Origin of the sequence: Pseudomonas sp. YQ_6 (assembly GCF_043103245.1) — a bacterium.
GTDB classification, from domain to species: domain Bacteria; phylum Pseudomonadota; class Gammaproteobacteria; order Pseudomonadales; family Pseudomonadaceae; genus Aquipseudomonas; species Aquipseudomonas alloputida.
The window spans coordinates 17,725-31,134 of record NZ_JBICJR010000066.1 but is presented as its reverse complement, the minus strand read 5'-3'; the positions used below and the strand labels follow the sequence as shown (position 1 = coordinate 31,134).

Annotated in this window: 8 protein-coding genes; all 8 read left to right on the top strand. The window is 63.8% G+C overall.

Annotation, left to right across the window (positions count from 1 at the left end; all coding sequences use genetic code 11):
• Window positions 1-22: 22 nt before the first annotated feature.
• The 8 genes from ACF8FG_RS22825 to ACF8FG_RS22790 all read left to right on the top strand — a co-directional run bounded on the left by ACF8FG_RS22825 (window position 23) and on the right by ACF8FG_RS22790 (window position 13,268).
• On the top strand, window positions 23-1,012 hold the full coding sequence (locus ACF8FG_RS22825; RefSeq protein WP_014591894.1) for a fimbrial protein: 990 nt from the start codon (window positions 23-25) through the stop codon (window positions 1,010-1,012).
• A gap of 69 nt (window positions 1,013-1,081) precedes the next feature.
• Entirely contained in the window at window positions 1,082-3,889 is a 2,808-nt protein-coding gene (locus ACF8FG_RS22820; RefSeq protein ID WP_318078522.1) for an ATP-binding protein, read from the top strand.
• Window positions 3,886-5,079: an EAL domain-containing protein gene (locus ACF8FG_RS22815; protein WP_014591896.1), complete on the top strand. Its 1,194-nt coding sequence runs from the start codon at window positions 3,886-3,888 to the stop codon at window positions 5,077-5,079. Before ACF8FG_RS22820 ends, ACF8FG_RS22815 begins: the two co-directional genes overlap by 4 nt.
• Before the next feature lie 84 nt (window positions 5,080-5,163).
• Entirely contained in the window at window positions 5,164-8,376 is a 3,213-nt protein-coding gene (locus ACF8FG_RS22810; protein ID WP_318078525.1) for a response regulator, read from the top strand.
• A 69-nt stretch (window positions 8,377-8,445) separates the two neighbouring features.
• A complete protein-coding gene (locus ACF8FG_RS22805; RefSeq protein WP_012053262.1) occupies window positions 8,446-9,093 on the top strand; it encodes a response regulator in 648 nt (215 codons plus the stop codon).
• A gap of 117 nt (window positions 9,094-9,210) precedes the next feature.
• Window positions 9,211-9,810: a fimbrial protein gene (locus ACF8FG_RS22800; RefSeq protein WP_012053263.1), complete on the top strand. Its 600-nt coding sequence runs from the start codon at window positions 9,211-9,213 to the stop codon at window positions 9,808-9,810.
• 72 nt (window positions 9,811-9,882) lie between these two features.
• Complete coding sequence (locus ACF8FG_RS22795; RefSeq protein WP_014591898.1) at window positions 9,883-10,629, top strand: molecular chaperone; 747 nt, start codon at window positions 9,883-9,885, stop codon at window positions 10,627-10,629.
• Window positions 10,630-10,712: 83 nt separating this feature from the next.
• Window positions 10,713-13,268 carry a fimbria/pilus outer membrane usher protein gene (locus ACF8FG_RS22790; protein WP_318080012.1) on the top strand — a complete coding sequence of 852 codons (2,556 nt, stop codon included), beginning with the start codon at window positions 10,713-10,715 and terminating at the stop codon, window positions 13,266-13,268.
• Window positions 13,269-13,410: the final 142 nt, after the last annotated feature.

Here is a 13,410-nt window from a genome sequence, read left to right as displayed (position 1 = left end):
CACCGCCACAGGATACCCACTCATGAACCTGATCCGGAAACACTTGCTTGGCCTGCTTTTCGTCGCCGCCAGTTGCCCCGCCACCAGCTACGCGCTGTCCTGCAAGCTGGACCCGTCCATGGCGACGGTATTCAAGGAGGCACTGGGCACTGCACTGGCGGTACCGGCCGACGCGCCCGACGGCACGATCATCTGGGAGTCGGCACCACACTCGCTTCCGGTCATCTGCGCCGACGACTATGAAACCGGCATCAAGGAAGATGTCTATTTCTATGTCAACCCGGCCAAAGCCAGTATAGGCAAGGGCATACGGGTCGGGATTCGCTACGGCTCGCAGAAAATCACTCAGACTTCGGGCGCCGTCACCACTGGCTACAACTCGTTTCATGGTTGCGACTGGGCGAACTGTACAGGCTGGTACAAGGCCCGCTTCACCCTGAACTTTACGGTGTTCATCGAAAAGTACGGCGCAACGCCAACCGACGGACAAGCCAGCACGCTCAGCGAATACCGGGTATTCCAGCTGGACGGCGGGTACATGCTCAACCCCAAACCCGACAGCAACCTCAACTATGTCGTCACCGGCATGAACAACATCCGCTTCGTGCCTTGCTCTCCCGAGTTGACCATCTTGCCTTCGGTGGTCAATTTCCGCCGTGCCCTGGCCAGCTCGGCACAGGTCGGCCAGGTCGCCAGCTCGGCCAGTTTCAGCCTCGACCTGACCAGATCCTGCGACACGCCCTACACCGTCAGCGCCCGCTTCACCCCGGTCGCTGGCAGCGCCAGCATCATCGACAAGCTGCTGGTGCCCACCAACAACACCTCTGTCGGCATCGCCCTTACCCAGCAGGACAGTAACCAATCGGTACCTTTCGCCACCTGGTTCAAGCTGGCCGACCTGGCCGCGCCGGGCGTGAGCCACAACCCGTTCCGCGCCGACCTGATCTGGCGTTCGGCGCCCATCCCCGGTCCGTTCGAAGCCACGGCGCTGGTGGACCTGTACTACCAGTAAACCCTCGGCCAGGCGGCCTTTAAGGATCGTCTGATGTCCAGTTGCCAGCGGCCTGCCTAGATTTGCGGGATGCGACTCAAAGCCTACCTGCAACAGATCAACCCCCTGCTCTCCAACCCCGAGGCAGCACGCCGCCTGCTTCGGTTGCTGGCGATCGTGCTATCGGCCGGCATTCTCGGCGCGGCCTACAATTTCCTGTCCTTTACCTTCAACACCGATATCGCTCGGCGCCATGGCGCCATGAGCAGCGCGATCGCCGAGGCCCATACCTTCTTCACCAACCGCGAGGCGCTGCTGGAGAGCCTGAGCCTCGCAGCCGTGCGTCAAACGGCGCCGGGTGTCGACTGGCTGCCCCTGGCACCGGGCGAGGAAGTGCACCTGCAACTGGGCAGCCAGCCGGGCAAACGCTGGAGCCTGTGGCTGACCCAGCGCATGTGTGCCTACCTAGAGGCCCGGCGGGTCAACCTGCTGTATGTCGACACAGCGGCTCAGGCCCCCATGCGCTGGTTGTACAACGCTGACGCCCAGGCCTCGCTGCCTTCGCCCGCCCTGCTTGAGCAGTTGCGCGCTTCGGAACTGCGGGCCACGGCCCCTCGGGAACTATGGCTGGCCGACCAGGGCGCCCAAGGTTCGCGCCTGTTCATCTTCCTGCGCCTGGACGCACGCGACCCGGGCTCTGGCTGGCTAGGCCTGGAAATCGACAGCCAGGCAGTGTCGCCGTCGCTCGAGGATGCCAGCGCGGGTAAATTCATGATGTTCAATGCCGACGGCATGCTGGTGTTCACCAACACCCCAGGCCCGACGCTGGACCGTTCGCTGCACCATCCCGTGGGTAACAACTTCTTCGGCTTCGCCGGCCAGGGGCTCTTGCCAGAGTACCTGGTCATCAGCAAACCTTTGATGTCTTCGGACTGGCAACTGGTCTACGCGATCGACCTGTCCGCGATCCTTGCCGGTCTGTGGCAGCAACTGCTCGGTGCCCTGCTGTTCTGCGTGCTCAGCATCACCTTGATACGGGTGTTGATCCAGCGGTTCGACCAACGCTTGTTCACCCCCACGGTCGAACGCATCCGTGCACTGGTGGAAAGCGAGATATTCAGCCGTGACGTCATCGAAACCGCCCCCGTCGCCCTGTGCGTGTTGCGCCGTAGCGATGGCCAGGTGGTGCTGGAGAACCACCTGGCCCAGCAGTGGCTGGGCCAGGACCCGGCACGCGGCGCGCGCAGCGCGCAATGGATCGAGCAGGCTTTCGAGCGACACGAAGGCCAGTGCAGCGACTATTTCGAGAGCGCCGAAGGGCGCCACCTGTACCTGAGCTGCTCGCCAACCCGCTACAAGGGCGAGCCGGTGCTGCTTTGCGCGTTCAGCGACATCAGCGCACGCAAGCAGATCGAGGCCGCGCTGGAGGACGCCCGGCGCGCGGCCGACACCGCCAACGAAGCAAAGACCCAGTTCCTGGCGACCATGAGCCACGAAATCCGCACACCGTTGTACGGCGTGTTGGGTACCCTGGAGCTGCTGTCGCGCACCGTGCTCGACGCCCAGCAGCGCGATTACCTGCGGGCAATCGAAGGCTCCTCGTCAACCTTGCTGCAGTTGATCTGCGACGTGCTGGACGTGTCCAAGATCGAGGCCGGTCAGCTGGCCCTCGAACTCAGCGAGTTCAGTGCCCCGGACCTGGTCCGCGAGGTGGTCCAGGGCTACAGCGCGGCAGCCAGGAGCAAGGGGCTGCAGCTCTACAGCTGCCTGGACCCACGCCTGCCGGAACACCTGATCGGCGACGTCAACCGGATCCGCCAGATCCTCAACAACCTGCTGAGCAATGCGGTCAAGTTCACCGATTGCGGCCGCGTGGTGCTGCGGGCCAGGCTGCTCAACCGCGACGGCGAACGCTCCTGCCTGTTGTGGCAGGTCTCGGACACGGGGAAGGGCATCGCTGAACAGGACCAGCCGTTCATCTTCGACCCGTTCTACCAGACCGAAGGCCATAGCCAGGTCATTCCCGGCACCGGGCTCGGCCTGCCGATCTGCCAGCGCCTGACGCAATTGATGAACGGCCAGCTGCGCCTGGTCAGCGAGCTGGGCCTGGGCAGCAGCTTCAGCCTGACCCTACCCCTGGAAGTGGCGTCAGGCCGCGCCAGCGCCCCGTTCAACCTGCTAGGCGAACGCATTCACGTGGTATCGCCCGTACACGAACTGGCTGAAGCCATCAGTGGTTGGCTTTGTCGCTGGGGTGCGCGCGCGCAGGTCGGCGCGCCGGCGCCAGGCAGCGCCCTGCCCGGCGAACTGCTGGTCGAGCTGCATCCCGGCAATGTCGAACGCTGGCTGGTCGCCGAATGGCCCGGCCCGCGAATCCTGGCCAGCGCCCAGGACTGCTGGGAGGCGCGGCACGAGGCCGGTCACTGGCAGGTCAACCTCAACGACCTGGGCGCCCTGCACCATGCTGTCGGCCAGGCCCAGGGCCTGCGCCGTCCCAGGGACCCCGCCGCGCCGGCCCCCTTGACCGAGCCGCTCGGGCTGCACGTGCTGGTTGCCGAGGACAACGTCATCAACCAGTTGATCCTGCGCGACCAGCTCGAGGAGCTCGGCTGCAGCGTGACCTTGGTCAGCGATGGCGAGCAGGCCTTGCAAACCTGGCAGCGCGAGCATTTCGACCTGCTGCTGACCGACGTCAACATGCCCGGCACGAATGGCTACGAACTGACCCGGGCCCTGCGCCGGTTGGGCTGCACCCGCCCCATCGTCGGCGCCACTGCCAATGCTCTGCGCGGCGAGGAAGAACTGTGCCTGGCCGCCGGCATGGATCGCTGCCTGATCAAGCCCTTCAACCTGCAAGTCCTGTTCAACTGCCTGGCCCCGTATCGAGGTAGCCCTTGAAGACCTTTAACATCCTGATCGTCGAAGACCACCCCTTCCAGCATATGTACCTGCAACACTTGTTCAGCGAGCTTGGCAGCTTCAACCTGGAAGCAGCCCGGGATGGCCAGGAAGCGCTGGAGCGCCTGCGCCAGCGTGACTTCGACCTGGTGCTGACCGACCTGCTGATGCCCGGCATGGACGGTGTGCAATTCATCCAGCACCTTGCCGGCCTGCGCCACAAGCCAGGCCTGGCGATCATGAGCGTGGCCTCGCGGCGCATGCTCATGGCGGCGAGCCTGGTGGCCAAGAACCTCGGCGTGGACGTGCTCGGGCTGATCTCCAAGCCGGTCGAACCCGCCGCGCTGCGCAGCCTGATCGACCAATTGCAGTTGCACCATCAGGCACCGGCCCAGGCGGTACCGTCCACGCCCGAGTTCGATCGCCAGACCTTGGTCGATGCCTTGAACAACCGAGCTTTTCAGGCCTGGTTCCAACCCAAGAAGTCCTTGCACAATGGTCGCATCGTCGCGGCAGAGGCCTTGGTGCGCTGGATGCACCCGGAGCAAGGGGTGTTGCTGCCAGGCACCTTCCTGCCAACGATCAATGCCTTCGGCCTGGAGGAAAGGCTGCTGTGGGTGATGCTCAAGCAAGCCATGGATGCCCAGGCGCGCTGGCGCGAACGGGGCTATGACATCCCGGTCTCGATCAACCTGCCGACTCACCTGCTGAATAGCCATGACCTGGCCGACCGGCTGCTGGAATTCGTCCTGCACCACCAAGGCGTGCCCGGCAAGCTGTGCTTCGAGCTGATGGAATGCTCCATTCCCGAAGAGCTGAGCAACTTCTATGCAGGCGCCTGCCGCTTGCGCATGAAAGGTTTCGGCCTGTCCCAGGACGACTTCGGCAAAGGCTACAGCTCGTACATGAGCCTGGTCTCGACGCCCTTCACCGAACTGAAGATAGACCGGGCGCTGGTGCAGCGTTGCGATGAAAGCGAGAGCCTGGCCTCGGCCTTGGCCAGCATCGTTGCCCTGGGTCGCAAGCTCGGGCTCACCGTGGTCGCCGAAGGGGTCGAGACGCCTCAGGAGCTCGAAATGCTGCGCAAGGTCGACTGCAACCAGGTGCAGGGCTTTTTGATCTCCCATGCCGTGTCGGCGGAACAGTTCCAGCGCCTGCTGCACAACGACGGTCCCCCGTCAGCCTACTGACCGGCTGTAACTCACAGCGCCGGCCGGGCATCAAAGGTAATATTCGTTGGGTATCGATGCCCCCACGCCCTTGCGGACCCTTGCATGAAACAGTACAACGCCCTGCTGGAAAACCTGGCCCGCAGCTCTCTGCGCCTGAACAAAGGCATGACCGTCCTGCTGGGCCTGGCGCTGCTGCTGGCCGGCTTCAGTCTCTGGTCGCTCGAGCGCCTGATCGACGAACACAGCGACACGGTCAGCATCCATTTCGCCCGGCTGATGGAGAATGTCCAAGAGCAGGAAACCTTCCTCGAGGCCCTCGTGCAACGCAGCGCCAAGGGGGAGCTGCTCGACTACCCACGTGCGCTCGAGCCGGCGCTGGCACCCATGCCCGAGGAAGGGCCGGACATCTACAAGGGCCAGATCTTTCCATTTTCCATGCCGTTCAGCCTCAAATTCGACCCACGCAACCTGGCTGACCGCGAAGTATCGGACATCTTCACCCTGGGGGCGAACCTGGCCAGCTTCTACAGCATGTTCTGGTCGGCCTCTCCGTACCGTTCGCCACAGGTGTTCCTGTTCTCGCCGGATGCCCGTTACGACATCACGGTTCCCGCCGCAGGACGCGGGCGGGGCAAGCTGGAGAATGAACCGTTCATCGATGTGATCAGGCAGGTCATTGCGCGCCAGCCTCAGGACAAGGACTGGGGCCCAGGCAGCAGGATCGTCTGGCGCAGCTATGTCGAGCAGCCGGACCAGGCCTCCCCGCCACGCGTGCTGGCCTACGCCAACGTCCCCCTGCGCTCGGGCAAGGCAGAGGGCCAAGCCACGCAAGTTGCATCGCTGGTGGACCTGGCCCAGATCGATGATTTCGAACGCATCATGGACTGGACCGTGTATGACCACTTTAACCTCATCACCCCATCCGGCGAGGTGCTGATCGGCGCGCCCGCGTCCCTGAAGGGGGTGCATGAAGGTCTCAACATCAAGCCCGAAGGCCTGGTGTTCCGACTCCACGAACAGGCCAACGGTGGCTGGAGTGCGATCTACACCGTGACCTACCGGCACTTCTTCCGTTACGCGTTCTGGTCGCTGGCCGGCATCGCCGCCACGTTCCTGGTCCTCATCGGGCTGGGCCGGGTGGTCATCCGTTGGTATCAGCGCCAGGTCATCCTGCCTGCGCGCGCGGCTCACGAGATCATCACCGAGAGCGAGGCCTTCAGCCGGGTGGTCATCGACACCGCCCCGACCGGCCTGTGCGTGGTCCGCAGCGCCGACAACGAGGTGCTGCTGGAGAACCAGCGGGCGCAGCAATGGCAGGGCACCCGCGAGCTGGTCAGCACCCTCGCCTCGGCAGTGGGCAGCACCCGCAGTGGCGAGCACTATCTGCAGGTCGAAGGCCGCCACCTGCAGGTCGGTTTCGTATCCACCCGCTACCACGGCGAAGACGTGCGCCTTTACGCATTCAACGACGTCACCCGCCATGTCGAGGACGCCCAGGCGCTCGACGAAGCCCGGCGCGCCGCCGACGCCGCCAACACCGCCAAGACCCTGTTCCTGGCCACCATGAGCCACGAGATCCGCACCCCACTGTACGGCGTGCTGGGCACCCTCGAGCTGCTCGGCCTGACGCACCTGGATGCACGCCAGCAAGGCTACCTGCACACTATCCAGCGCTCCTCGGCAACCCTGTTCCAGCTGATCAGTGACGTGCTCGACGTGACCAAGATCGAATCCGGGCAGATGGCGCTCGAACCCGTGCCGTTCTGCCCGCTGGACATGCTCGAAGACACCGTGCGCACCTATCGCGCCTTCGCCGAGCGCAAGGGCCTGTTGCTCTATGCTTGCCATGACGCCCGCCTGCCGGCGCAGGTGGTGGGCGATCCGATACGCATCCGCCAGATCCTCAACAACCTGCTGAGCAACGCCATCAAGTTCACGGACACCGGCCGGGTGGTACTGCGCACCCGCGTGCTGGCGCTCGACGACACCCACGTGCGCCTGCAATGGCAGGTTGCCGATAGCGGCATTGGCATTTCCCAGGCGCAGCAGGCCAGGCTCTTCGAGCTGTTCTACCAGGTCGCCGACGCCTCCAGCGAGGGCGGTGCGGGCCTCGGCCTGCCGATCTGCGGCTGGCTGGCCGACATGATGGGTGGCCAGATCAAGGTGGTCAGTGAGCCGGGCCTGGGCAGCAGCTTTTCCCTCAACATCAGCCTGCCACTGGCCCAGGGGGAGCTGAGCGACTGCCCAAGCGTAGTGCCCGACCCGACCCCGGTGTATGTGCGTGCGCCGATACCGGAGCTTGCCCAGCATGGCGTTGACTGGCTGCAGCGTCTGGGTATCGCCGCGACCCTGACGATTCCCCCCCTGGAGAAGGACAACCACCAGGCCCTGCTGGTAGACCTGCTCGACTGCCCGGACGCTGCCACCTGGCATGGCCAGCGGATCTGCGCCAGCAGCGACGGCCCTGCCCCCGGCGCGTTCATCGACGGCTGCTGGCGGGTGGATCTGCATGACGTGCGGGCCATCGCCCAGCTCATCGCGGTCGTGCGCCAGGGCGGGTCGCCCGATGACCAAAACACCGCGCAACAGCAACGCGCCGCTCTGCGCCTGCATATCCTGGTGGCCGAGGACAATCCGATCAACCAGGCGATCCTGCAGGAGCAACTCGAGGCGCTGGGCTGTACCACGGTGGTCGCGGCCAACGGCGAACAGGCCATGCAACGCTGGCAGCCAGGCCTGTTCGACCTGGTCCTGACCGACGTAAACATGCCGTTGATGAATGGCTACGAACTGGCCAGGACCCTGCGCCAGCACGACGCCCGGTTGCCGATCATCGGCGTCACCGCCAATGCACTGCGAGAAGAAGGCCAGCGCTGCCTCGAGGTGGGCATGAATGCCTGGATGGTAAAACCGTTGAGCCTGCAGGCGTTGCGCAGCCATTTGGTCCGTCTGTGTCGGCCAGCACTGGCCGAAGCGCCCAGCCGTGCGCAAGCGGACAGCCTCAACGCCTCCCCCTCCCCTGCAGCCACCGATACCGTGCAAGTGTCCGACGCCATGCGCGCGCTGTTCATCACCACCCTGCGCGAGGATATGCAGCAGTTGCGCCTGGCCCTTGAGCAAGGCGACCAGCGGCGCCTTGGCGAGCGCCTGCACAGCATCGCCGGCGCCCTGGGCGCGGTACAGGCCCGGTCCCTGGCCGAGCAGTGCTGTGCACTGGAGTCCGCGCTGGCCGAGTCGCCGCTCGACGCGGCCCTGGCCGATAAGCTGGGGGGGGTGCTGGACAGGCTGTCAGCAATACTCGATGCCCTCGCATAGAATCAACTTCAGCGCTGATAGCGCATGGAAACAACCCTCCCATCCGCACCGGCTAACGGGTCGTCTTTTATGGAAAAACTCAAGGTCATCATCGCCGACGATCACCCCATCGTGCTGCTCGGCGTCCGGGAACTGGTCGAACGCGACCCACGCTTTAGCGTGGTCGGCGAAGCCGTCTGTTCGCAAGGGCTGATCGAACTGCTCGAACGCCAACCCGTGGACATGGTCATCTCCGACTACAACATGCCGGCAGACTCACCCTACGGTGACGGCCTGAAACTGATCGACTACCTCAAACGTCACTATCCCGCCGTCCGCATCCTCGTGCTGACGATGATTTCCAACCCGCTGATCCTGACACGGCTGCAGGAACTGGGCGTGGACGGCGTGATCCAGAAGAGCCAGTTGCATGGCGAAATCGAAAAGGCCCTCAATGCCGTCGCCCGCAACAGCACCTACCGGGCGCCGGCACCGGCAAGGCAATCGGTGATCGCCTGTAACACCGCCATCGATCAAAGGGTGGAAAACCTGTCACCCAAGGAATTCGAAATACTGCGCCTGTTTGTTGCCGGACAAAGTGTCAGTGAGATCGCCCGCAGCCAACATCGAAGTACCAAGACCATTAGTGCACAGAAAGTTTCCGCGATGCGCAAACTTGAAGTGAACAGCGATCAGGAATTGTTGGCCTATTGCCTGGCGAGTCATATCTTTAATTAACTAGCGAGCGTCATTGTTCCACCATTAAGATTCGTCTGATGGGCCAGAGAAACCACCTGACTTATTGTGAGCGTGCATTAAGTTGCAGCACTTACTCACTCTCATGTGGACATCAATATGAATAAATTCTCCCTGGCCGCCCTGACCCTCTCGCTCCTGACCGCTTCGGCAGGCGCACTGGCCGTCGAGGCCACCGGGCCAGTCAACGGCGGCAGCGGCAAGATTTCCTTCACTGGCGTGATCAACAATGACGCCTGCTCGGTCGATGGCGCCAACGCCGACCGCGTGATCGCCGTGGACATGGGCAGCGTCTCGATCAAGGACATGGGCACCGCCGAAAACCCGACGGCTGGCCGCGTGACCGGCAAGGACTTCAACCTCAACGTCAACTGCAACCTCGGCACCAAGGTGGCGATGATCTTCGATGCCAACAGCGGCGGCTCGGGCCTGGTGACCGGCAAGAAGGTCCTGGCCCTGACCAAAGGCACCGGCACTGCTGCCAACGTTGGCATTGCCCTGCTCGACCCTAATGGCAACCTGATCGACCTGAGCTCGGCCGCCACCGCCAAGATCCAGAGCGATGTACACGGCACTGGCGCCGAGGGCGGCGACGCTACCCTGAGCTTCTCTGCGGCGTACGTGACCACTGGCGCCGCCGGCACTGCCACCGCCGGTCGTGGTGACGCCACCCTGCCGTTCATCCTGCAGTACGAGTAATCACTTCGGCGCTGCTCCCTGCGCGAGGCTGAACAGCCTCGCCACTTCTTCGCCCCCGCAAGGTACCCAACCATGTTGCGTCGTTCTCTGTATCCCGTTCTCGGGTTGCTGGGCATGCTCGTCGCCGCCCAGGCAACTGCCAGCATCTCCCTGAGCGCTACGCGCGTCGTGTTCGACGGTGCGCACAAAGAAGCCAATGTCATCGTGCGCAATGGCAACCAGGAAGTCCTGGTGCAGTCCTGGGTGGATGCCGGCGACAGCGCGCAGGCGCCGTTCGCCATTACTCCACCGTTGGCCAGGGTATTGCCCAAGCAGGAACAACTGCTGCGCATTCTCTATGAAGGCCAGGGCCTGCCGACCGATCGCGAGTCGGTGGTCTGGCTCAATGTCCAGGAAATTCCGCAAGCCAGTACCAAGGCCAATACCTTGCAGTTGGCGGTGCGCCAACGTATCAAGATTTTCTTCCGCCCGGCCAACTTGCCCGGCAACGCCCTGCTGGCGCCCGAACAACTGGTCTGGCAATTGACCCGGCGCGCCGGGAATCCACAACTGACCGTGAACAATCCCAGCCTGTATCACGTGTCGATGGCCGATATCGAACTTAAGAGCGGGAAACAAACCGTGCTCAGCGCCGATTCGACCATGATCGCCCCTGGCGAACAAAAAACATTCACCTCGGTATTTTCCCAGGTAGACGGACCGTTGACGCTGACGTTCAAGAGCATCAACGACTATGGCGCCCAACATGGATATTTCTTGCGTTTGAACACTGCCCAGCCGGGTAGCGCCAAGCCTGCCGAACCCGCCATCACCTTGTGAAATCGTAGCCCCCACCTTGTGCCCAGGTCGCGTGCGGCCTCCCCGTGCCCCGCCCGTGCCGCGATATGAAATAGGTTTCTGGTATGTCTCTGTCCATCGCCCCCCACCCTGTCGAGGGAGCCGATGCAGGCGCGCACGCGTTCAGTGGCGGCACGCTTCGTCCGGCCTGGAAGCTCAACGCCCTGTCATTGGTCATCTGCACCGCACTGCCCGGCCTTGCAACGGCGCAGGACGCCGCCCACCTGCAGGGCTTCAACACCACCTTTCTGCAGGGCGCGCAATCGGCGGTCGACCTGCAACTGCTGCTGTCGGCCAACAGCGTGCTGCCGGGCAACTACCGGGTAGACCTGTACAGCAACGACGTGCTGGTAGGCCGGCGTGACATCGAATTCAACCGCCACCCACAGACTGGGCGGGTGGAACCCTGCCTGACCCTGCAACTGCTCGAGCAACTGGGTATCGACATGGACAAGCTCAAGGCACAGGGGCGCCTGGATACCGCCCTGGCCTGCCACGACCTGGCCGCACTGATCGACCAGGCCAGCCTGAGCTACGACTCGGGTCACCTGCGCCTGTCCGCCAGCATCCCGCAGGTCGCCATGAAACGCGGCCTGCGCGGCTACGTCGACCCGCAACTGTGGGACGCCGGGGTGTCTGCTGCGTTCGTGAACTATCAGTTCAACACCAGCCGCAGCGCCGGCGATGCCGAGACCCGCATCGCCAACAACCTGAGCCTGCGCAACGGCATCAACCTGGGCAGCTGGCGCTTGCGCAACGAGTCGAACTTCAGCAGCGGCACCGGGCAGCCGGACACTTTCAAAAGCAACCGCAGCTATATGCAGCACGACGTGACCGCGCTCAAAGGCCAGTTCAGCGCCGGTGACATTTTCAGCGACACCGACCTGTTCGACAGCGTGCGCTACCGGGGCCTGAAGCTGGCTTCGGACGAAGGCATGCGCGCCGACAGCGAGCGCGGCTACGCACCTGTGGTGCGTGGCGTGGCGCAGACCAGCGCCAGGGTCGAGATTCGCCAGAACAACTACGTGCTCTACACCGCCAACGTGCCGCCCGGCCCGTTCGAGATCAGCGACATCTACCCCAGCGGCTCCAATGGCGACCTGGAAGTCACCATCATCGAGGCCGACGGCCGTCGGCGGGTCACCGTGCAGGCCTTCTCCAGCCTGCCGCTCATGGTCCGTGGCGGTCAGGTCAAGTACAGCCTGTCCGCTGGACGCTACAACAGCAACACGGAGGGCCTGGCCACGCCGCAGATGCTCAGTACGACGCTGGCTTACGGTCTGACCAACAACGTGACCGGCGTCGTTGGCCTGCAAGCCACGCAAGACTATAAGGCAATGGCCGTGGGCAGCGGCCTGAACACACTGCTGGGCGCCTTCTCGCTCGATGTCACCCACTCCTCGAGCAAGGCCCAGGGCCAGACCACCCACGGCAACAGCTTGCGGGCGCTATACGCCAAGACGTTCACCGGCACCGACACCAACTTTACCCTCGCGGCCTACCGCTATTCCACCGAGGGCTTCCGTACCCTCACCCAGCATGTCGAGGACCTGAGCGCCAACGCGATCAAGCGCAGTGGCAACTCCAAGACCCGCACCGACCTGACCATCAACCAGAGCCTGGGCCGCAACCGCGCGTTCGGCAGCCTGTACCTGACGGCCACCGACCAGCGCTACTGGAACCGCGGCGGTTCGCAGAGCCTGACCGCCGGATACAGCAACAACTGGGGCGAGATCTCCTACAACCTGGACGTCAGCCGCACCAAGGAGCTGGGGAACTCAGGCCCTTCGGGGCAAGATACCCAGCTCAACCTGTCGGTATCGTTCCCACTCGGCAGCCGGGCCCGCGCACCGCGGGCGTTCGTCACCACCAGCACACAGAAAGGCAACGACACCACCCAGGCCGGCATCAACGGCTACCTGTCGGAAACCAGCGACACCTTCTACTCGATCCAGGGCGGCCACAGCCGCACCAGCGGCAGCTCGGCATCGGCCAACCTGAACACCCGCACTTCGGTCGCCGACATCAGCCTGGGCTATAGCCAGGGGCGCGGCTACGACTCGCAGAACCTGAACATTGCCGGCGCCGTGGTCGCCCACCAGGGCGGCATCAACCTCGGCCAGTCGCTCAGCGAGACCTTCGCCCTGGCCGAAGTACCGGGTGTGAAGGGCGCAAAGATCAGCAGCTATAGCGGTGTGGAGACCGGGCGCAATGGCTATGCGGTGATCCCCAACGCCCAGCCCTATCGGGTCAACTGGATCAGCCTGGACACCAGTGACCTGGGGGGCGACATCGAGATCGACAACGCCACCCAGCAACTGGTGCCTCGCCGCGGCGCCGTTGTGCTTGCCCGCTATACCGGCAAGAGCGGGCGTCGGGTGCAGTTCGAGCTGTTCGACGAGCGCGGTCAACTTATACCGTTCGGGGCCTCGGTCGAGGACGCCGCGGGCCAGCAACTGGCAATTTCCGACCCCAGCGGCAAGGCATTGTTACTCCTGGAACAGGACCAGGGCAGCCTGACCATCAAGTGGGGTGAGCGCCAGTGTGCGGCACCTTACAACCTTCCGGAACGGGACAAGGCAGTTAACTATGAACGTCAGCGCCTGGCTTGCCGGCCGTGACACCCGCTCTTGTCTGCAGAGAATGCTCATAAGCGCCCGGTAGCTTTGGTATGATCAAACGCGACTCTGCAAGAAGGCAGCGCAACAAGGATTCCGATGCTGATGAATAAGGCCGCACCATGTCCTTGATTTCCTGCATGGC

Coding starts and splice junctions, on each gene's coding strand:
- ACF8FG_RS22795 (WP_014591898.1), top strand. CDS start 9,883: ATGTTGCGTCGTTCTCTGTATCCCGTTCTCGGGTTGCTGGGCATGCTC.
- ACF8FG_RS22800 (WP_012053263.1), top strand. CDS start 9,211: ATGAATAAATTCTCCCTGGCCGCCCTGACCCTCTCGCTCCTGACCGCT.
- ACF8FG_RS22790 (WP_318080012.1), top strand. CDS start 10,713: ATGTCTCTGTCCATCGCCCCCCACCCTGTCGAGGGAGCCGATGCAGGC.
- ACF8FG_RS22810 (WP_318078525.1), top strand. CDS start 5,164: ATGAAACAGTACAACGCCCTGCTGGAAAACCTGGCCCGCAGCTCTCTG.
- ACF8FG_RS22805 (WP_012053262.1), top strand. CDS start 8,446: ATGGAAAAACTCAAGGTCATCATCGCCGACGATCACCCCATCGTGCTG.
- ACF8FG_RS22825 (WP_014591894.1), top strand. CDS start 23: ATGAACCTGATCCGGAAACACTTGCTTGGCCTGCTTTTCGTCGCCGCC.
- ACF8FG_RS22820 (WP_318078522.1), top strand. CDS start 1,082: ATGCGACTCAAAGCCTACCTGCAACAGATCAACCCCCTGCTCTCCAAC.